General features: G+C 72.4%; 19 protein-coding genes and 1 riboswitch. Of the genes, 11 read left to right on the top strand and 8 right to left on the bottom strand.

Going from position 1 to position 19,030, the window contains the following annotated elements; all coding sequences use genetic code 11:
- The first annotated feature begins 27 nt into the window (after positions 1-27).
- The 3 genes from AMK18_RS25165 (at position 28) to AMK18_RS25155 (ending at position 3,173) form a co-directional block, all read left to right on the top strand.
- Positions 28-639, top strand: a complete 612-nt coding sequence (locus tag AMK18_RS25165; protein WP_073864598.1) for a TetR/AcrR family transcriptional regulator — start codon at positions 28-30, stop codon at positions 637-639.
- 355 nt (positions 640-994) lie between these two features.
- Positions 995-1,624 (top strand): DUF4126 domain-containing protein, encoded by a 630-nt coding sequence (locus tag AMK18_RS25160; RefSeq protein WP_018104435.1) that lies wholly within the window; start codon positions 995-997, stop codon positions 1,622-1,624.
- A gap of 37 nt (positions 1,625-1,661) precedes the next feature.
- Positions 1,662-3,173 carry a phytoene desaturase family protein gene (locus AMK18_RS25155; RefSeq protein WP_241836642.1) on the top strand — a complete coding sequence of 504 codons (1,512 nt, stop codon included), beginning with the start codon at positions 1,662-1,664 and terminating at the stop codon, positions 3,171-3,173.
- 13 nt (positions 3,174-3,186) lie between these two features.
- Here the strand turns inward: AMK18_RS25155 and AMK18_RS25150 are convergent, their stop codons facing one another.
- The 5 genes from AMK18_RS25150 to AMK18_RS25130 form a co-directional block, all read right to left on the bottom strand.
- Entirely contained in the window at positions 3,187-4,050 is an 864-nt protein-coding gene (locus AMK18_RS25150; RefSeq protein WP_073864596.1) for a hypothetical protein, read from the bottom strand.
- 50 nt (positions 4,051-4,100) lie between these two features.
- Positions 4,101-5,018: a methylenetetrahydrofolate reductase [NAD(P)H] gene (metF, locus tag AMK18_RS25145; RefSeq protein WP_051083948.1), complete on the bottom strand. Its 918-nt coding sequence runs from the start codon at positions 5,016-5,018 to the stop codon at positions 4,101-4,103.
- Positions 5,019-5,169: 151 nt separating this feature from the next.
- Positions 5,170-5,823 (bottom strand): thiamine phosphate synthase, encoded by a 654-nt coding sequence (gene thiE, locus AMK18_RS25140; RefSeq protein ID WP_073864595.1) that lies wholly within the window; start codon positions 5,821-5,823, stop codon positions 5,170-5,172.
- Between the two features lie 97 nt (positions 5,824-5,920).
- Entirely contained in the window at positions 5,921-6,286 is a 366-nt protein-coding gene (locus AMK18_RS25135; RefSeq protein WP_018104430.1) for an Rv2175c family DNA-binding protein, read from the bottom strand.
- Between the two features lie 64 nt (positions 6,287-6,350).
- Positions 6,351-7,583 carry an NAD(P)/FAD-dependent oxidoreductase gene (locus AMK18_RS25130; RefSeq protein WP_073864594.1) on the bottom strand — a complete coding sequence of 411 codons (1,233 nt, stop codon included), beginning with the start codon at positions 7,581-7,583 and terminating at the stop codon, positions 6,351-6,353.
- Between the two features lie 96 nt (positions 7,584-7,679).
- A riboswitch (TPP riboswitch) is annotated at positions 7,680-7,792 on the top strand.
- Here AMK18_RS25130 and thiO point away from each other — a divergent pair.
- From thiO to AMK18_RS25105, 5 genes are all read left to right on the top strand, one after another.
- Positions 7,790-8,965 (top strand): glycine oxidase ThiO, encoded by a 1,176-nt coding sequence (thiO, locus tag AMK18_RS25125; protein ID WP_073864593.1) that lies wholly within the window; start codon positions 7,790-7,792, stop codon positions 8,963-8,965. Its footprint overlaps the riboswitch before it by 3 nt.
- Positions 8,962-9,180 carry a sulfur carrier protein ThiS gene (gene thiS, locus AMK18_RS25120; protein WP_073864592.1) on the top strand — a complete coding sequence of 73 codons (219 nt, stop codon included), beginning with the start codon at positions 8,962-8,964 and terminating at the stop codon, positions 9,178-9,180. The genes thiO and thiS overlap by 4 nt, the downstream gene beginning before the upstream one ends.
- A gap of 2 nt (positions 9,181-9,182) precedes the next feature.
- Positions 9,183-9,977 (top strand): thiazole synthase, encoded by a 795-nt coding sequence (locus AMK18_RS25115; protein ID WP_018104426.1) that lies wholly within the window; start codon positions 9,183-9,185, stop codon positions 9,975-9,977.
- Positions 9,978-10,065: 88 nt separating this feature from the next.
- Complete coding sequence (pknB, locus tag AMK18_RS25110) at positions 10,066-11,997, top strand: Stk1 family PASTA domain-containing Ser/Thr kinase (protein WP_198957087.1); 1,932 nt, start codon at positions 10,066-10,068, stop codon at positions 11,995-11,997.
- Positions 11,998-12,005: 8 nt separating this feature from the next.
- Positions 12,006-12,863 (top strand): deoxyribonuclease IV, encoded by an 858-nt coding sequence (locus AMK18_RS25105; protein ID WP_073864590.1) that lies wholly within the window; start codon positions 12,006-12,008, stop codon positions 12,861-12,863.
- 33 nt (positions 12,864-12,896) lie between these two features.
- Here the strand turns inward: AMK18_RS25105 and AMK18_RS25100 are convergent, their stop codons facing one another.
- Positions 12,897-13,529, bottom strand: coding sequence for a sulfite oxidase-like oxidoreductase (locus AMK18_RS25100; RefSeq protein ID WP_073864589.1), 633 nt, complete (start codon positions 13,527-13,529; stop codon positions 12,897-12,899).
- Between the two features lie 154 nt (positions 13,530-13,683).
- Between AMK18_RS25100 and bfr the strand changes: the two genes are divergently transcribed.
- Positions 13,684-14,163: a bacterioferritin gene (bfr, locus tag AMK18_RS25095; RefSeq protein ID WP_018104422.1), complete on the top strand. Its 480-nt coding sequence runs from the start codon at positions 13,684-13,686 to the stop codon at positions 14,161-14,163.
- A gap of 6 nt (positions 14,164-14,169) precedes the next feature.
- Here the strand turns inward: bfr and AMK18_RS25090 are convergent, their stop codons facing one another.
- Together AMK18_RS25090 and AMK18_RS25085 are read right to left on the bottom strand one after the other, a co-directional pair.
- The gene (locus AMK18_RS25090) at positions 14,170-14,412 is read right to left on the bottom strand and encodes a (2Fe-2S)-binding protein (protein ID WP_018104421.1); all 243 of its coding nucleotides are present in this window, start codon (positions 14,410-14,412) and stop codon (positions 14,170-14,172) included.
- Positions 14,413-14,582: 170 nt separating this feature from the next.
- Positions 14,583-15,929 (bottom strand): class II 3-deoxy-7-phosphoheptulonate synthase, encoded by a 1,347-nt coding sequence (locus AMK18_RS25085; protein ID WP_026171698.1) that lies wholly within the window; start codon positions 15,927-15,929, stop codon positions 14,583-14,585.
- A 168-nt stretch (positions 15,930-16,097) separates the two neighbouring features.
- Here AMK18_RS25085 and AMK18_RS25080 point away from each other — a divergent pair, with 168 nt between their 5' ends.
- Together AMK18_RS25080 and AMK18_RS35705 are read left to right on the top strand one after the other, a co-directional pair.
- Positions 16,098-18,878, top strand: a complete 2,781-nt coding sequence (locus AMK18_RS25080) for an N-acetylmuramoyl-L-alanine amidase (RefSeq protein WP_241836641.1) — start codon at positions 16,098-16,100, stop codon at positions 18,876-18,878.
- Positions 18,879-18,971: 93 nt separating this feature from the next.
- Entirely contained in the window at positions 18,972-19,028 is a 57-nt protein-coding gene (locus tag AMK18_RS35705; RefSeq protein WP_073735655.1) for a trp operon leader peptide, read from the top strand.
- The last annotated feature ends 2 nt before the right edge of the window (positions 19,029-19,030 follow it).

Here is a 19,030-nt window from a genome sequence, read left to right as displayed (position 1 = left end):
GTGCCGGGACCTGTGAGAATCAGGTCCATGGAAAGCAGTAGCAGCACGCGCCGCCAGGCCACCCGGCAGAGGCTCTACGAAGCGGCCGTCACGCTCATCGCCGAGAAGGGCTTCTCGGCGACCACGGTGGACGAGATCGCCGACCGGGCCGGGGTCGCCAAGGGCACGGTCTACTACAACTTCAAGAGCAAGACCGAGCTCTTCGAGGAGCTGCTGCGCCACGGCGTCGGGCTGCTCACCTCCTCGTTGCGCGCGGCGGCCGAGGAGACCGGCGCCCGCGGCGGCAGCCGGGTCGAGGCGCTGGACGCCATGATCCGGGCCGGTCTCGTCTTCATCGACCGCTACCCGGCCTTCACCCAGCTGTACGTGGCCGAGCTCTGGCGCACCAACCGCGCCTGGCAGTCCACGCTCCTTGTGGTGCGCCGCGAGGCGGTCGCCGTGGTGGAGGGCGTCATCGCGGAGGGCGTGGCGAACGGCGAGCTGAGCGAGGAGATCGACGTGCCGCTGACGGCGGCGGCGCTCGTCGGGATGGTGCTGGTGGCGGCCCTCGACTGGCAGGCGTTCCAGCCGGAGCGCTCGATCGACGATGTGCACTCGGCGCTGTCCCTGCTGCTGCGCGGCCGCGTCAGCGGGCACTGAGGGCGCGCCCGCACCCGTACGCACGAAGGCGCCGGTCGCGCGTGGCCCGTCCCCCGAGCCCGCCCGACCGGCGCCTTCCGTGCTGCCGGAGGACCGTCCCCCGTGACCCCGTGTCCCCCGTGGTCCCGAAGTCCTCCGTCGCGCACCCCCGTTCGGAAGGGAGGTGCCGCCCCGCTCCGCCGCCCCGTGCCGGCGGTGGCGGGGCGGCGCCCCTTCCGTGGACACCCACTCTGCCGTTCCGGCAGGTCACGGCCCATCCGTACGGCTACTCATCCCGCGCACTGAGTACGGGTACTCAGAGCCGGGTTTCCCGCGCCCTGCCGGAGGGCCAGACCTGCTGGCTACGATCGCCTGCGTGTCGGTACTCCCTCTGGTGTTCACAAGCGGCTGGGCGAGCGGGATCAACGCGTACGCGGTGGTCCTCCTGCTCGGCATATTCGGCGCGACCGGTGTCAGCGACGAGGTGCCCGCCTCGTTGCAGCGCACCGACGTGCTCGTCGTCGTCGCGGTCCTCTTCCTCTGCGAGGTGGTCGCCGACAAGGTCCCCTATGTCGACACCGCGTGGGACGCGGTGCACACGGTCGTCAGGCCGGTGGCGGGCGCGGTGGTCGCGGCCCTGCTGGCCGGCGAGAGCGGTTCGCTCCCGGAGATCGCGGCCGGTGCCATCGGGGGCTCGACCGCCCTGGTGAGCCATCTGGTGAAGGCCGGGACGCGGATGGCGGTCAACACATCGCCCGAGCCCTTCAGCAACATCGCGCTGAGCGCCGTCGAGGACCTGGGCGTCGCGGGGATCGTCACCTTCGCGATCTTCCATCCGTGGATCGCCGCCACCCTCGCCGGGACGCTCCTGGTCGTGGGGCTCGCGCTCGTGATCTTCCTGGCCTCCCGCATCCGCCGGTTCTGGCGCCGCAGGGCGCAGCGCCGCGCGGAGAAACGCGGAGTGCCGCAGCCCGTCGTCCCCCCTTCCGGCGCTCCCTGGGGCTGACGGCGGGACCGCCGGCGGCGGCCGTTAAGGTCGCCGCATGGCACGAATTGCGGTGATCGGCGCCGGGATGGGCGCGATGGCGGCGGCGGCCCGGCTGGCCGTGGCAGGCCACCGGGTGACGGTGTACGAGCGGTCGCGGACGTACGGCGGCTCGCTCGGGCAGTACGCCGACGAGGGCTTCACCTTCGACACCGGCCCCGGGCTCCTCCACCTTCCCGCGGTCTACCGCGACCTGTTCGTGAAGACCGGCAAGGAGCCGCTGGAGCGGTGCGTCACGCTGGCCCAGGTGGATCCGGCGAGCCGCCACCTCTTCGCGGACGGCACCTCCGTGTCCCTGCCGAACGCCTCGCGCGCCGGGACCGTCGCCGCCCTGGACGCCGCGCTCGGCGGTGGGGCGGGCGCGAGGTGGGGGGCGTTCCTCGACCGGGCCAGGGACGCCTGGGACCGCTCGCGGCGGCCGCTCCTGGAGGAGCCCCTGCGCCCCGACTGGCAGGTGCTGGGCCGTGACCCTTATCCGGCCGAGGAGCGCCGGCGGCTGCTGCGCCCGGCGCGGCGGGCCGGGACGGTGGCGGAGGTCGGCGCCTGGGAGCTGGCGGACCCCCGGCTGGCGGCCCTCCTGGACGGATACGCCCTCGGGTACGGCCTGGACCCCTCGCGCGCCCCGGCGGGCGCGGCCCTCCTGCCGTACATGGAGGAGACGTTCGGCACCTGGTACGTGAGCGGCGGCCTGCGCGCACTGGCCCGGGCGGTGTACGAGCGGTGCCTGGCCCGGAAGGTGGAGTTCGTCTTCGGCGCCGAGGTGGCCCGGGTCGTCGAGAAGGACGGCCGCGCGGCGGGCGTGGAGCTGGCGGACGGGACGGTCGCGGAGGCCGCCCACGTGGTGCTCGGGGCCCGGCCGTGGCCCGGTCTGGTGCCGGGTCAGGAGCTGTGGGCCGACGGGGATGTGACGGTCCGTGCGGACGGGGCGGGGGCGAGCGGCCGGTTCGTGGTGATGCTGTCGCTGCGCGGCGGGCGCCCCGCGGACGCCGTGCACCGGACCGTGGTGCACCCGGCGGACGGGGCGGCCGAGCACGCGGCGGTGTTCGGGGGCCGGATCGCCGCGCACCCGACGGTGACCGTGCTGCGCCCCGACGACCCCTCGACCCGCCCCGACGCGGAGCACGAGGCGCTGGCGCTGGTGGCGACGGTGGCCCCGCACGGCCCGGTGGACTGGACGGACGAGGCGCTGCGGGCCCGGTTCACGGAGACGCTGACCGCGGCGGCGGGCGCGGCGGTGCCGGGCCTGCGGGAGCGGGTGCTGCGGACGGGGGTGCGGACGCCCGCCGAGACCGCCGCGGACACGGGTGCCGAGGGCGGTGCCGTGCCGCCGCCGTCGCTGGGCGGTGCCGGGGGCGCGTATCTGCACGCCGCCAACCGGACCCGGCTGCCGGGTCTGTTGCTGGCCGGCGGCTGGTCCCACCCGGGCGGCGGACTGGCGCACGCGGGCATGTCCGGGGCGCTGGTCGCGGGCACCGTGGTGGAGGGCGAGGACTTCCGCGGCTCGCGGTGAGCCGGGGGGCGTCTCAGTAGCGGTACTGCTCGTTGTAGCCGGTGTCGTAGCCGTTCGGGTACGGGGCCTGCTGGGCGGCGGGCTGCTGCGGGTACTGCTCGCCCTCGCGCTGCTGCGGCACCCAGACGCCGCCCGGCGGGGTCTCCGAGCCGTAGCCGTCGCCCTGCGCGTACGGGTCGGCGTACTGCTGCTGGCCGCCGTAGCCGTCGTAGTTCCCGTAGCCGTCGTACGTGCCGTACTGCGGGGTGCTCGCGGTGGTGCCGATGTACGGGTCGGAGTAGGCGGCGTAGCTCTGCTGATCGGTGCCGTAGTCGTACTGCCCGGTTCCGGCGTAGGTGTCCTGACCCTGGGGCTGGTGGGCCGGGTAGCCGTAGGGGTCGTACGCCTCGTGGCTCTGCGCGGCCTGGGGCTCCTGGGCCGGGCGGGGCGGATGGGGGTCGGTGTAGATCCCGTACTGCCCGGTGTCCTCGGGCATCGGCTCGGTCGCGTAGACGGCGGCGGGGGCGGACGGCGGGGCGGCCGGGGCGTCGGGGGCGCCGCCCTCGTACTCCACCTCCAGGTCCGAGACCTCCAGGGTGGGCTTGCGTGTGGCCGCACCGCGCCGGCGGCGGCTCTCGCCGGGCTTGCCCCCTATTGCCCAGCCGGTGGAGAAGCCCTTGCGGAACGAGAGCGTCACGTAGGTCTGGCCGGTGGCGAAGGCGACCGCGCCGAGGGCGATGACGGGTACGGACGGCATCAGGACGCCGATCACCACGCAGAGGAAGCCGGTGAAGGCGAGGAGGCGCCAGCGCAGCCGCGCCTTGTACTGCAACAGCACTTCGCCGAGCAGCCACAGCGCGACGACACCGAACGCGATGTAGAGGACCGTCCAGCCCATGCCCGCCCCCTTCTACGGCCACCGCCCCGGTTGGTGGCGGGTACGGCCGGTCACGACTGCTTGTGCAGTCCGAGATTCTCGTAGATCTCGAGCGTCGCAGTCGAGTTGTTCAGCGTGATGAAGTGCAGTCCGGGCACGCCCTCGGAGAGCAGCTTCGCGCAGAACCGCGTTGCGAAGTCGATGCCAATGGAGCGTACAGCGGCGGGGTCGTCCTTGGCGGCGAGGATGGCGTCTTTCAGCTCGTCGGGCAGGGTCGCGTTGCTGAGCTGGGGGAATCGCTCCAATTGCCGGACGCTGGTGACCGGCATGACCTCGGGGATGATCGGGGTTTCGCAACCCGCCGCGACCACCCGGTCACGCATCCGGAGATAGGCCTCCGGATCGAAGAACATCTGCGTGATCGCGTAGTCGGCGCCGGCCCGGCACTTGTCCACGAAGTGGCGGATGTCGGTGTCCCAGTCGTCGGAGCGCGGGTGCCGCTCGGGGAACGCCGCGACGCCCACGCAGAAGTCGCCGGCCTCCTTGATCAGCCGGACCAGGTCCGCCGCGTACTTCACGCCCTGCGGGTGCTCGACCCAGGGGCCCATCGGGTCGCCCGGCGGGTCGCCGCGCAGGGCGAGGATGTTCCGGATGCCGGCGTCCGCGAACTGGCCGACCATGTTGCGCAGTTCGGCGATCGAATGGTCGACGGCCGTGAGGTGCGCGACCGGGGTGAGCGTGGACTCGGCGGCGATGTCCTGGGTGGCCTTCACCGTGCCGGAGCGGGTGGAGCCGCCGGCTCCGTACGTCACCGAGACGAAGCTCGGGGCGACGGCCTCGACCCGGCGCAGCGCGTTCCACAGGTTGCGCTCGCCCTTCTCGGTCTTGGGCGCCCAGAACTCGAACGAGTACGAGGTCGCGCCGGTCGCGAGCATCTCACGCACGGTGCGCGCGTGATCTGTCCTGGTGGAAGGTGTACCAAGGGCCATACGGGCAGGTTAACCAGGGCGGGGCGGCCCCCCAACCGAACCGGAGTCATTTGCCGGAATTGACTGATTCTTGTCCATCCTTCGGACAGATTCGTCCCAGACCCGCCCCGGCCCGGTCCCGGGCCGCCCCTCCGGCGGCGGCCGTCCCCCGTCAGGCTCCGGCGCGCTCGCGGACCCGTCGTGCCAGCTCAGCGGCGGCGGCGCCCGGATCGGACGCCTCGGTCAGGGCCCGTACGACGACGATCCGGCGGGCCCCGGCGTCCAGCACCTGGTCGAGGTTGTCCGCGTCGATGCCCCCGATGGCGAACCAGGGGCGGGCCGGGGCGAGCGAGGCGGCGTAGCGCACGAGGTCCAGGCCGGGCGCGTGGCGGCCGGGCTTGGTGGGGGTGGGCCAGCAGGGGCCGGTGCAGAAGTAGTCCACGCCGGGCTCGGTGACGGCGGCGTCGACCTCCGCCTCGGCGTGCGTGGAGCGGCCGATGACCGGCTCGGCGCCGATGATCGCGCGGGCCGCGGGCACCGGCAGGTCGCCCTGGCCCAGGTGCAGCACGTCGGCGCCGATGGCGTGGGCCACGTCCGCCCGGTCGTTGACGGCGAGGAGTTTGCCGTGCCGCTTGCAGGCGTCCGCGAAGACTGCGAGGTGGTCGAGCTCCTCGCCCGCCTCCATGCCCTTGTCGCGGAGCTGGACGATGTCCACCCCGCCGGCGAGGACCGCGTCGAGGAAGTCGGGCAGGTCGCCCTGGCGCCTGCGCGCGTCCGTGCACAGGTAGAGACGGGCGTCGGACAGCTGCGCGCGAGGCGTGGACATGGTGCGGTTCCCCCGGGGAGACGGTAACGGTGGATCGGTGGTGCGGCGCGAGGAAGCGGGCCGCCCGCTCGCGCGATGCGGCCCGCTTCCCGGTCGGTCAGACGGCGAGCGCCTGGGCGCGGCGCTTCACCTCCGTGCCGCGATTCTCACTCAGTGCCTGCGCGGGCGTGCCCGGCAGGGACGGGTCGGGGGTGAAGAGCCATTCGAGCATCTCCTCGTCGGAGTAGCCGTCGTCCTTCAGGAGCGTCAGGGTCCCGGAGAGGCCCTTGACCACCTTGTCGCCGTCGATGAAGGCGGCGGGCACCTGAAGCGTCCGGTTCTCCCCACGGCGTACGGCGATGAGCTGGCCCTCCTTGACCAGCTGCCGCACACGCGTCACCTCGACATCGAGCATTTCCGCGATGTCGGGCAGGTGGAGCCAGGCGGGGACGAGTGCATCGGTCTTTGCGTCAATCTCGGTCACGGGACAAGCCTGCCATCCCGGACTGACAGCCGAAACCCGGACTCGGCCCTTCAGGTCCACGCCGCTACGGCAGGACCGCCGCCTTGAGCGCTACGGCGGGGTCGCCGGCCCGGTCCGCGTCGAGCCGGGCCCCCGACTCGATGAGCCGGCGACCCTGGGCCAGGTCGCGCGGGCGGCTCACCGCGAGCACCGCGACCAGGGCGCCGTCGCGCAGCCAGCACACCGACCAGGCGGGCTCGGCCGGGTCGCCGCGCCACAGCAGGGTGTCCGCGTCCGCGTGGTGCCCGGCGTACTGCACGAACCGGCCGAACTGCTCGGACCAGAAGTAGGGCACGGGATCGTACGGCGGGATGTCGGCGCCCTCGGCCGCGATGTGGGCGGCGGCGGTCCTGGGCCCCTGGAGGGCGTTGTCCCAGTGGTGGACGACCAGGCGGGTGCCGTAGCGGGCCGAGGGGAAGGAGGCGCAGTCGCCGACCGCGTACACATCGGGGAGCGAGGTGCGCAGCGCCGCGTCGGCGGTCACCGAGCCCTCGGGCCCGAGCGCGATGCCGGAACCGGCGAGCCAGCCGGTGGCGGGGTGGGCGCCGATGCCGACGACGACCGCACCGGCCGGGAGGGTGCGCCCGTCGGCGAGGACCACCGTGCCGGGCTCGACGCGGGCGACCCGGGCGCCGGTGAGGAGCCGGGCGCCGCTCTCCTCGTACCAGGCGGCCATGGGGGCGGCGACCTCGGCGGGCAGGGCACCGGCCAGCGGGCGGTCCGCGGCCTCCACGACGGTGACCTCGCAGCCGGCGGCGCGGGCGGCGGTGGCGAACTCGGCGCCGATCCACCCGGCGCCGACGACCACGACGGGGTGCCCGGCTTCGAGGACGGGGCGCAGCCGGGCCGCGTCGTCCAGGGTGCGCAGCAGATGGACGCCGGGGACCCCGGCGGAGCCGGGCAGGGCGACGGGTTCGGCGCCGGTGGCGAGGACCAGGACGTCGTAGGGGACCGGGCCCTCGGAGGTATCGAGTTCGTGGTCGGCGGCGCGGACCCCGGTGACCTCGCAGCCCAGGCGCATCGCGATGTCCAGCCCCTCGAAGTCGATGTCGAAGGCGGACTCCTCGGCCTTGCCGAGCAGCACCGCCTTGGACAGCGGGGGCCGGTCGTAGGGCTGGTGGGGTTCGGCGCCGATCAGTGTGACGGGGCCGGTGAAGCCCTGCTCCCGCAGGGCGACAGCGGTCTGCACACCCGCCATGCCCGCGCCCGCGACGACGACCCGGCGTTCCGTCCGCTCTGCCCGCTGCTGCTCGCTCACCTGTCCACCTTACGTAGCTGACGAGTCATCAGGAAAGGGCGCCCCCTCCCCCGGCCCTCCCTACCCGGTCCGCGGGCCGGGGTCTAGGCTGGCCACCGTAAGACACGCGGGAGCCCGGACGCACCGGGCTGAGAGGGAGGCTGGACGGCCTCCGACCGTACGAACCTGATCCGGGTCATGCCGGCGAAGGGAGGGGCTGGACGCCCATGCGCACCCATCCCACCGAAGGGTCCGACGTCCTCGTCATCGGGGGCGGCATCATCGGTCTCGTGACCGCCTGGCGGGCCGCCCGGCGCGGTCTGGCCGTCGCGCTCGCCGACCCCGAGCCGGGCGGCGGAGCGGCCCGGGTCGCGGCCGGGATGCTGGCCGCGGTCACCGAACTGCACTATGGCGAGGAGATGCTGCTCGGGCTCAACCTCGCCTCGGCCCGGCGCTATCCGTCGTTCACGGCCGAGCTGGAGGAGGCGAGCGGGCAGGACATCGGCTTCCGCGGCTGCGGCACCCTGGCCGTCGCGCTCGACGCGGACGACCGCGCCCATCTGCGCGAGCTCCACGACCTGCAACGCCGCTCGGGCCTGGAGTCGGAGTGGCTGACCGGGCGCGAGTGCCGCCGCCTGGAACCGATGCTCGCCCCGGGCGTGCGCGGCGGTCTCCGGGTGGACGGCGACCACCAGGTCGACCCGCGCCGCCTCGCCGCCGCGCTGCTCACCGCCTGCGAACGGACCGGAGTGGTCTTCCACCGCCGCCACGCCGACCGCCTCTCCGTGGTCGCGGACCGGGCCGTGGGCGCCGTGCTCGACGACGGTACGGAGGTGGCCGCCGGACAGGTCGTGCTCGCCGGGGGCAGCCTCAGCGGCCGGCTGGCCGGGGTCCCCGCCCATGTCCTGCCGCCGGTGCGCCCGGTCAAGGGCCAGGTGCTGCGCCTCACCGTGCCCCCGGCGTACGCCCCCTTCCTCTCGCGCACCGTGCGCGCGGTGGTCCGGGGCAGCCAGGTCTATCTCGTACCGCGCGAGAACGGTGAGCTGGTCATCGGCGCCACCACCGAGGAGATGGGCTGGGACACCACCGTCACCGCGGGCGGGGTCTACGAGCTGCTGCGGGACGCCCACGAGCTGGTGCCCGGCATCACCGAGCTGCCGCTCACCGAGACCCGCGCCGGTCTGCGCCCCGCGTCCCCCGACAACGCCCCGCTGCTCGGCCGCACCGCGCTGCCCGGCCTCCATCTCGCCACCGGCCACGGCCGCAACGGCGTGCTGCTCACCCCCGTCACCGGGGACGCCATGGCGTCGCTGCTGGCCGACGGTGAGCTGCCCGAGGCGGCCCGCCCCTTCTCCCCCGGCCGGTTCGCCCCGGTCCCCGCACCCCAGGAGCAGCCCGCATGACCGAGCCCACCCCGCTCACCGTGTCCGTGAACGGCGCCCCGGCCGCCGTCGCGCCGGGCACCACCCTGGACGTCCTCGTCGGGACGCTGACCGACGCGACGGCGGGGGTGGCCGCCGCGCTCAACGAGACCGTGGTGCCGCGCGGCCAGTGGCCCGCCGCCGCGCTCGCCGACGGCGACCGGGTCGAGGTCCTGACCGCGGTCCAGGGGGGCTGACGATGTCCGACGACCTGTTCACCCTCGGCGGCACCGACTTCACCTCCCGGCTGATCATGGGCACGGGCGGGGCGCCCAGCCTGGAGGTGCTGGAGCGGTCGCTGATCGCGTCCGGCACCGAGCTGACCACCGTCGCGATGCGCCGCCTCGACCCGACCGTGCAGGGCTCGGTGCTCTCCGTACTGCGGAAGCTGTCCATCCGGGTGCTGCCGAACACCGCCGGCTGCTACACCGCCGGGGAGGCCGTGCTCACCGCCCGGCTGGCCCGTGAGGCGCTGGGCACGGACTGGGTGAAGCTGGAGGTGGTGGCCGACGAGCGGACGCTGCTGCCCGACCCGGTCGAGCTGCTGGACGCCGCCGAGATCCTGGTGGACGACGGGTTCACGGTGCTGCCGTACACCAACGACGACCCGGTCCTGGCCCGGAAGCTGGAGGACGTGGGGTGTGCGGCGGTCATGCCGCTCGGCTCCCCCATCGGCTCGGGCCTGGGCATCCGCAACCCGCACAACTTCCAGCTGATCACCGAGCGGGCCGGGGTGCCGGTGATCCTGGACGCCGGTGCCGGGACCGCGTCGGACGCGGCGCTCGCGATGGAGCTGGGCTGCTCGGCGGTGATGCTCGCCTCGGCGGTGACCCGGGCCCAGGAGCCGGAGCTGATGGCCGCCGCGATGCGGCACGCGGTGGAGGGCGGGCGGCTCGCGCACCGGGCCGGGCGCATCCCGCGCCGCCACTTCGCGGAGGCGTCGTCGCCGGTGGCCGGGCGGGCGGTGCTCGATCCGGAGCGGCCGGCGTTCTGACACGCGCCTGTCACGGCTCGGCTTCAGTCCTGCCCCGGGTTCGCCCCACCGCGGCGGGCCTGTCCGCGGCGGCTCGTAGACTCGCATGGTGGATACGACCCTCCAGGACCCCCTCGTCGGGCAGCTGCTCGACGGCCGCTACCGCGTCGATGCCCGCATCGCCGTGGGCGGCATGGCCACGGTCTACCGGGCCATGGACACGCGGCTCGACCGGGTGCTCGCCCTCAAGGTGATGCACCCGGCGCTGGCGACCGACGCCTCGTTCGTCGAGCGCTTCATCCGCGAGGCCAAGTCGGTGGCGCATCTCGCCCACCCCAACGTGGTCGGGGTCTTCGACCAGGGCGCCCAGGGTCAGTACGTCTACCTGGCGATGGAGTACGTCGCCGGGTGCACACTGCGCGACGTGCTGAGCGAGCGCGGCGCGCTCCGGCCCCGGGCCGCGCTGGACATCCTGGAATCGGTCCTCGCCGCCCTCGGCGCGGCGCACCGGGCGGGCTTCGTGCACCGCGACATGAAGCCGGAGAACGTGCTGATCGGGGACGACGGCCGGGTCAAGGTCGCCGACTTCGGCCTGGTCCGGGCCGTGGACACGGTCACGAACACCACCGGGACGATCCTCGGCACCGTCTCGTACCTGGCCCCGGAGCAGATCGAGCACGGCACGGCGGACACCCGCGCCGACGTGTACGCCTGCGGGGTCGTGCTGTACGAGATGCTGACCGGCGCCAAGCCGCGTGACGGGGAGTCCCCCGCCCAGGTCATCTACCAGCATCTGCACGAGGACGTGCCGCCCCCGTCCGCCGTCGTCCCCGGTCTCGCGCCCGAGCTGGACGCGCTGGTGGCGAGCGCCACCGCCCGGGACCCGGAGGCCCGCCCGTTCGACGCGGTGGCGCTGCTCGCCGGGGCCCGCCGGACGCGCGCCGCCCTCACGGACGCGCAGCTCGACGCCGTACCGCCGCAGGCCCTGCCGGAGCCCGGCCCGGACGGCGGGGCGGAGGGCTCCGACGCCCGGACGACGGTGATCCCCCGGGTCCTGCCCAAGGACCTGGGCACCGCCCACCACACCAGCCGGCTGGAGATGCCTCCGCCCCCGCCCCCGCAGCGGCCGCGCCGGACCGGGCCGCTCGGCGGCGCCCGGCGCGGGCTGATCGCGGCGGTCCTGGCGGTCCTCGTCGTCCTGGGCGTCGGCGGCGGCGTCTGGTACATCAACTCCGGGCAGTTCACGAAGGTCCCCTCGCTGCTGGGCCAGACCGAGAAGACGGCCAAGGAGCGGCTCTCCGGCGCCGGCCTGGAGCTGAAGGGCGTGGAGCGGGCCTTCAGCGACACCGTGGACCGGGGCAAGGTGATCCGCAGCAACCCCAAGTCCGGCGCCCGGATCAGGGGCAACGGCTCGGTCTCGCTCGTCGTCTCGCGCGGCCCCGAGATCGTCCAGGTGCCCGACGTCGCGGGCGACCGGCTCGCCGACGCCAGGCAGCGGCTGACCAAGGCGGGCCTGCTCCCGGGCATGGTCACCAAAGAGTTCAACGACGACGTGGCGGCCGGCGAGGTGGTGCGTACGGACCCCGAGGCGGGCACCGACCGCCACCCGGACTCGGCGGTCGCGATCGTCGTCTCCAAGGGCAGCCGCATCGACGTCCCGGACGTCACCGGGCTCTCCGTCGACGACGCCACCGACACGCTGGCCGACGAGGGCCTGAAGGTGAAGGTGAAGCCCGGCCGGGTGCACTCGCCGGAGGACGAGGGCGACGTCGCCGTCCAGTCACCGGAGGAGGGTGAGGAGGCGGCCGAGGGCGACACCGTGACACTGACCATCTCCTCCGGTCCACGGATGGTCGGCGTGCCGGACGTGGTCGGCAAGAACGTGGACGACGCCCGCGACGAGCTGGAGGCGGCGGGCTTCGAGGTCAAGGTCGACCGCGGCTTCCTCTCCTTCAGCGACAAGGTCGCCGGCCAGTCCGTGGACGGCGGCGACCGGGCCCCCGAGGGCAGCACCATCACCATCAAGACCAAGGGACTGTAGAGATCCGTATGCGCAACCCCGTCGGCGGCCACGTCCCCGTGGCCGGCGGTCTCGCCAAGGTCGGCCTCCCCTACGCCCGCGAGATGGGCGCCGAGGCCGTCCAGGTCTTCGTCGCCAACCCGCGCGGCTGGGCCACCCCGGCCGGGAATCCGGCGCAGGACGCCCTCTTCCGCGAGCAGTGCGCCGCCGAGTCCGTACCGGCGTACGTGCACGCCCCGTATCTGATCAACTTCGGCTCGCACACCCCGGCGACGGTGGAGCGGTCCGTGGAGTCGCTGCGCCACTCGCTGCGCCGGGCCCGTGAGATCGGGGCGCTGGGCGTCGTGGTGCACACGGGGTCGGCGACCGGCGGGCGGCCCCGCGAGGAGGCGCTGGCCCAGGTGCGGACGCACATGCGGCCGCTGCTGGACGAGCTGACGCACGACGACGACCCGTTCCTGCTGCTGGAGTCCACCGCCGGGCAGGGTTCCTCGCTCTGCTCGCGGACCTGGGACTTCGGCCCGTACTTCGAGGCGCTGGACGCCCACCCGAAGCTCGGGGTCTGCCTGGACACCTGCCACATCTTCGCGGCCGGGCACGACCTGGCCGGGCCCGGCGGGATGAAGGAGACGCTCGACCTGCTGGTGGAGACCGTCGGCAAGGGCCGCCTGAAGCTCATCCACGCCAATGACTCCAAGGACGTCTCCGGCGCCCACAAGGACCGGCACGAGAACATCGGCTCGGGCCACATCGGCGAGGAGCCGTTCCGCGAGCTGTTCACGCACCCGGCCACCGAGGGCGTGCCGCTGGTCATCGAGACACCGGGCGGCAAGGAGGGCCACGCGGCGGACGTGGCCCGGCTCCAGGCGCTGCGCGACGGCGGCTGAGGCGGCCGGTTCAGCGCGGGTCCAGCGCCCGGTTCAGAGTTCGGGACCGTCCCCGGGCTCCTCCTGGTAGGAGTAGCGCTGCTCCTGCCAGGGGTCGCCGATGTTGTGGTAGCCGCGCTCCTCCCAGAAGCCGCGGCGGTCGGCGGTCATGTACTCGATGCCCCGGACCCACTTGGGGCCCTTCCACGCGTACAGATGGGGGACGACGAGCCGGAGCGGGAAGCCGTGTTCGGCGGTGAGCAGTTCGCCGCCCTTGTGGGTGGCGAACAGGGTCCGGTCGGTGAGGAAGTCGTCCAGCCGGAGGTTGGAGCTGAAGCCGTATTCGGCCCAGACCATCACATGCGTGACCTGAGGTGCGGGCGGCGCGAGGGCGACCACGTCGCGCGCGAGCACACCGCCCCACTCGGCACCCAGCATGCTGAATTTCGTGACGCAGTGGAGATCGGCGACGACCGAGGAGAACGGCAGCGCCGAGAATTCCTCGTGGTTCCAGCAGTGCTTCTCACCGTCGGCGGTCGCACCGAAGACGCGGAATTCCCAGCGTTCCGGTTTGAACTTGGGGACGGGCCCGTAGTGGGTCACCGGCCACCCACGCTGCAGCCGCTGGCCCGGCGGAAGCTCGGACTGCTCTGACGCGCGGTGTTCCCGGCTTTCCGGCTGACCCATGACTCCATGGTGACAGACAGGCGGGGGTGGTCGTGACCAGGGCAGAGGCGATTCGGGCAACTCGTACTAAGCGTGCACTTACTGGACGGTCAGCGGGTCCGGTGCAAGGATGCCGCCAACGTGCCCAGTTCACCGGTTGGAAGGAGCCTCTGCGATGCAGGGCGACCCCGAGGTCATCGAGTTCCTGAATGAACAGCTGACCGCCGAATTGACTGCCATCAACCAGTACTTCCTGCACGCGAAGATGCAGGACAACTTCGGCTGGACGAAGCTGGCGAAATACACGCGTGCCGAATCCTTTGACGAGATGAAGCACGCGGAGATCCTGACCGACCGCATTCTCTTCCTCGACGGTCTGCCGAACTACCAGCGGCTGTTCCATGTACGGGTCGGCCAGACGGTCACCGAGATGTTCCAGGCCGACCGGCAGGTCGAGGTCGAGGCGATCGACCGCCTGAAGCGCGGGATCGAGCTGATGCGCAACAAGGGCGACATCACCTCGGCGAACATCTTCGAGTCGATCCTCGAGGACGAGGAGCACCACATCGACTATCTCGACACCCAGCTCGACCTGGTCGAGAAGCTGGGCGAGCCGCTGTACATCGCGCAGCTCATCGAGCAGCCGGAGAGCTGACCGCGCTCAGGCGGCTTCGGGGAGCCCTTCCACCGGAGCGGTGGCGGTGACGGGCGTCTGCTTCCGTTCCAGGAGCTCGCGGCGCGGGCAGGCGCCCCGGCCGAGCATCGCCTGGATGGTGCGGACGCAGCCGCCGCAGTCCGTGCCGGCCTTCGAGGCGGAGGCGATCTGGCGGGGCGTGCAGGCCCCGGCCGCCGCATGGTCCTTGACCTGCTGCTCCGTAACGCCGAAGCACGAGCAGACGTACATGCGGTTCACCTCCCGGGCGGGGACGGGTCGTGGGCGCCGCCCCGATGATCGGTGAGGCTAACCTAACCTTACCCGTCGCGCGAGGGCGGTAAAAGCCCCGGAACGCCCTGTGGGGCACGGATCACATCGATCCGTGCCCCACAGTCGTACGGTGCTGCCTGCCGCGGCCCTTACTGGTCGCGGTACATCTCGGCGACGAGGAAGGCCAGGTCGAGCGACTGGCTGCGGTTGAGCCGGGGGTCGCAGGCCGTCTCGTAGCGCTGGTGGAGGTCGTCCACGAAGATCTCGTGGCCGCCGCCGACGCACTCGGTGACGTCGTCGCCGGTCAGCTCGACGTGGATGCCGCCGGGGTGCGTGCCGAGGCCCTTGTGCACCTCGAAGAAGCCCTTGACCTCGTCCAGGACGTCGTCGAAGCGGCGCGTCTTGTGGCCGGAGGCCGCCTCGAAGGTGTTGCCGTGCATCGGGTCGGTCACCCAGGCGACGGTGGCGCCGGAGGCGGTGACCTTCTCGACCAGCTCGGGCAGCTTGTCGCGGACCTTGTCGGCGCCCATCCGGACGATGAAGGTCAGCCGGCCGGGCTCGCGCTCGGGGTCGAGGCGCTCGATGTAGCCCAGGGCCTCGTCCACGGTGGTCGTCGGGCCGAGCTTGATCCCGATCGGGTTGCGGACCCGGGCGGCGAACTCGATGTGCGCCCCGTCCATCTGGCGGGTGCGCTCACCGATCCACACCATGTGGCCCGAGGTGTCGTACAGGTGGCCGGTGCGCGAGTCGGTGCGGGTCAGCGCCGTCTCGTAGTCCAGCAGCAGCGCCTCGTGCGAGGCGTAGAACTCGACGGCCTTGAACTCGGCGGGGTCGGTGCCGCACGCCTTCATGAAGTTCAGCGCGTTGTCGATCTCGCGGGCCAGGGCCTCGTAGCGCTGGCCGGACGGGGACGACTTCACGAAGTCCTGGTTCCACGCGTGCACCTGGCGCAGGTCGGCGTAACCGCCGGTGGTGAAGGCGCGCACGAGGTTCAGCGTGGAGGCGGACGCGTGGTACATCCGCTTCAGGCGCTCGGGGTCGGGGACGCGGTCGGCCTCGGTGAAGGCGAAGCCGTTGACGGAGTCGCCGCGGTAGGTCGGCAGGGTCACGCCGTCGCGGGTCTCGGTCGGCTTGGAGCGCGGCTTGGAGTACTGGCCGGCGATCCGGCCGACCTTGACGACGGGCACGGAGGCCGCGTAGGTGAGGACGGCGCTCATCTGGAGCAGCGTCTTGAGCTTCGCCCGGATGTGCTCGGCCGACACGGCGTCGAAGGCCTCGGCGCAGTCGCCGCCCTGCAACAGGAACGCCTCGCCCTTGGCGACGGCTCCCATACGGGCACGCAGCTGGTCGCACTCGCCCGCGAAGACGAGCGGCGGATACGACGCGAGGTCCGCGAGTACATCGCGCAGGGCCTCGGAGTCGGGGTACTCGGGCTGCTGCGCCGCGGGAAGGTCTCGCCAGGTGTTGCCACCGGCGACGGAGGTATTGGCGTTCACGGTCACGGCGTCCACATTACGGGGTCGCGCACGCTCCTTTTCCCGGTTGCCCAGTCACTGAGACGGACGTCTCGCCACGGTCGGTGTGGGAGCGGTTCCGGCGGCCTGCTAGCCTCGCGACTTTCAGCGTTGCACAACGTTGGACAAGTAAACATCGAGGGTGGGGACTTGAAGCGGAATCACCGTAGGGACCTCAGGAAGAGACGGCTGCTGATCGGCGCCGGCGCCGCCGTGGTCGCGACCGCGACGATCGGCACGCTGGCCATGGCCTCGCAGGACCCGGACACGGGGAACGCCAAGCCTGCCTCGCCGTCCGCCGTGCTCCAGGCCCAGTTCCAGGACGCGGCCCGTGAGTTCGACGTGCCCCAGAGCGTGCTGATGGCGGTCTCGTACCGGCAGACGCGCTGGGAGAGCCATGACGGGGAGCCGAGTACGAGCGGCGGGTTCAACGTCATGGGCCTGACCAGTGTGTCGCCCGATGACGTGGAGCAGCCGGACGACAAGGAACGTCTGGCGCACATGAACATGTCCGGCCGTCCGGAGATCGAGAAGACCTTCGACGCCGCGAAGGCGCTGCGCGATCTGCCGAAGAAGACGGTCGACACCTCCGACCCCCGGCTGCACACGCTGGACAAGGCGGCCGGCCTGATCGACGCGGACACGGATTCGGTACGCGACGACACCGAGGACAGCATCCGCGCGGGCGCGGCCCTCCTCGCCGAGTACCAGCGCGACGCGAAGGGCTCCCTGTCGGACGACGCCTCGCAGTGGTATCCGGCGGTGGCGCGGTTCAGCCAGTCCCCGGACAAGAAGGGGGCCGACCTCTTCGCGAAGCGCGTCTTCGACTCGATCCGTACGGGCGAGCGCGCGGTCACCCAGGACGGCCAGCAGGTCTCGCTGCCCGCCGACCCGTCGGTCCAGCCGGTCAAGCCGGCGAACGTGCCGCTGGCCGCGTCCTTCGCGAGCACCTCCGCGACCCCCACCCCGGAGTGCCCCTCCGGTCTGAACTGCAACTTCGTGCAGGCCAAGACGTCGAGCACGGGCCAGCGCGGCTACACGCCCGCCGCGCGCCCCGACAAGGGCGTCGACATCCGGCAGATCGTGATCCACGACACCGAGGGCGACTACGCGAGCTCGCTCGCCACGCTCACCAGCCCGAGCTCGGCCGCCAGCGCGAACTACCTGATCCGCGCGTCGGACGGCCTGGTCACGCAGATGGTCGAGAACAAGGACCTGGCGTGGCACGCGGGCAACTGGACCCTGAACATGCACTCCATCGGCGTGGAGCACGAGGGCTACGCGATCAAGGAGGGCAAGTGGTACCAGGAGCCGCAGTACGAGTCCTCCGCCGCCCTGGTGAAGTTCCTGGCGGACAAGTACGGCGTCCCGCTGGACCGTGAGCACATCATCGGCCACGACGCGGTGCCCGTTGCTCTGAACGACAAGTTCGCGGGGGCCCACTGGGACCCGGGCCCGTTCTGGGACTGGAACCACTTCATGGGCCTGATGGGCGCCCCGACGGGCGCGAGCGGCGCCGGCGGCCCGGTCGAGGCGGGGCAGCTGGTGCGCGTGGTGCCGCCGTTCACCACGGCCAACCAGCCGAAGCTGACGGCGAGTTCCAAGGCGGTCACCAAGCAGCCGGCGAACTTCGGCTACCTGTACACCTCGGCGTCCACCAGCGCGACCACGCTCAGCGACCCGTACTTCTCGGCGCTGTGGAGCGAGGGCTCCAACTGGTCGAACAAGGTCCGCGCCGGCGACACCTATGTCGTCGCCGAGACCAAGGGTGACTGGACGGCGATCTGGTACGGCGGCAAGAAGGCGTGGTTCCAGAACCCGGGCGGCCAGTACACCGTGCCGCTCGCGGCGGCCCCGCGCGTGGTGAAGGCGAAGGCCGGGGTGACGGTCCGGATCTACGGGCGTGCCTACCCGGAGACCGCCGCCTACGAGGCCGCGGGCCTGGAGGCCCCGACCGACAACCCGGACTACCTGACGAAGTACACCCTGCCCGCGGGCCAGGGGTACGCGCTGAACGGCGCCGAGGTGAAGGGCGACGACTGGTTCGGCTCGGCCCAGACGGACGTCATCGGTTCCACCTCGTACCTGCCGATCCGCTACAACCACCGCCAGGCGTGGGTGAAGGCGAGCGACGTCCAGACCTCCACGAGCGTCGCGCCGGTCTCCGCGACCGACCGCTACAACATGATCGGCCGCGACAGCGCCGGCAAGATCTGGCAGTACCAGGGCACCGGCAGCGCCTCCTCCCCGTACTACCGCCGCTACCAGGCGGGCTACGGCTGGGGCAGCTACACGGCGCTGACCGCGATGACCGCGCTGCGCGCCGACGGTACGGGCGACTTCGTGGCCCGCGACAAGGACGGTGTCCTCTGGTACTACCGGGGCAGCGGCAACCCGGACAAGCCGTACATGGCCCGGCTCAAGGTCGGCAGCGGCTGGAACCAGTACAACAGCCTCAACGGCATGCGCGACCTCGACGGTGACGGCAAGGCCGACATGATCGCGCGCAACGCCGCCGGGGACATCTACTTCTACAAGGGCACGGGCACCCCGGAGAAGCCCTTCGCCCCCAAGGCGAAGATCGGCACCGGCTGGCAGATCTACGACCAGATCGTCTCCACCGGCGACCTGAACGGCGACGGCAAGGCGGACTTCGTGGCCCGGGACAAGTCCGGGGTGCTGTGGATCTACACGGGCACCGGCTCGGCCACCAAGCCGTACGACGCGCGGGTCAAGATCGGTTCGGGCTGGGGCAAGTACAAGCTGCTGCTCGGCCCGAGCGACCTGGACCGTGACGGCCGGGGCGACCTGGTCGGCGTGGACTCGGCCGGGGACTTCTGGTTCTACCACTCCACCGGCAAGGTGACGGCCCCGTTCGCGACGAAGTCGCAGGTCGGGGACGGCTGGCAGATCTACGACACCCTGTTCTAGCCGACCGGACGTCTCGTGCGCGCGGGGCCCTTTCCCACCCGGCCGGGTGGGAAAGGGCCCCGCCGCCGTCCGGCGTGGGCTAGGGTACGGGGCATGTTCGCGCACTCGACCCGTAACTGGTGGTGGACCGCTCATCCGGCGGCCCACTGATC

The sequence above is a fragment of the Streptomyces sp. CB01249 genome (assembly GCF_001905735.1).
In the GTDB taxonomy this organism is placed as follows: Bacteria; Actinomycetota; Actinomycetes; order Streptomycetales; family Streptomycetaceae; genus Streptomyces.
Note: the sequence above shows the minus strand (reverse complement) of the source record. Positions and strands in the feature narration are given on the sequence as shown.

Coding starts and splice junctions, on each gene's coding strand:
- AMK18_RS25090 (WP_018104421.1), bottom strand. CDS start 14,412: ATGTACGTCTGCTCGTGCTTCGGCGTTACGGAGCAGCAGGTCAAGGAC.
- thiS (WP_073864592.1), top strand. CDS start 8,962: ATGACCGAGCCCACCCCGCTCACCGTGTCCGTGAACGGCGCCCCGGCC.
- bfr (WP_018104422.1), top strand. CDS start 13,684: ATGCAGGGCGACCCCGAGGTCATCGAGTTCCTGAATGAACAGCTGACC.
- AMK18_RS25150 (WP_073864596.1), bottom strand. CDS start 4,050: ATGGGCTGGACGGTCCTCTACATCGCGTTCGGTGTCGTCGCGCTGTGG.
- AMK18_RS25100 (WP_073864589.1), bottom strand. CDS start 13,529: ATGGGTCAGCCGGAAAGCCGGGAACACCGCGCGTCAGAGCAGTCCGAG.
- AMK18_RS25115 (WP_018104426.1), top strand. CDS start 9,183: ATGTCCGACGACCTGTTCACCCTCGGCGGCACCGACTTCACCTCCCGG.
- thiE (WP_073864595.1), bottom strand. CDS start 5,823: ATGTCCACGCCTCGCGCGCAGCTGTCCGACGCCCGTCTCTACCTGTGC.
- AMK18_RS25155 (WP_241836642.1), top strand. CDS start 1,662: ATGGCACGAATTGCGGTGATCGGCGCCGGGATGGGCGCGATGGCGGCG.
- metF (WP_051083948.1), bottom strand. CDS start 5,018: ATGGCCCTTGGTACACCTTCCACCAGGACAGATCACGCGCGCACCGTG.
- AMK18_RS25105 (WP_073864590.1), top strand. CDS start 12,006: ATGCGCAACCCCGTCGGCGGCCACGTCCCCGTGGCCGGCGGTCTCGCC.
- AMK18_RS25165 (WP_073864598.1), top strand. CDS start 28: ATGGAAAGCAGTAGCAGCACGCGCCGCCAGGCCACCCGGCAGAGGCTC.
- thiO (WP_073864593.1), top strand. CDS start 7,790: ATGCGCACCCATCCCACCGAAGGGTCCGACGTCCTCGTCATCGGGGGC.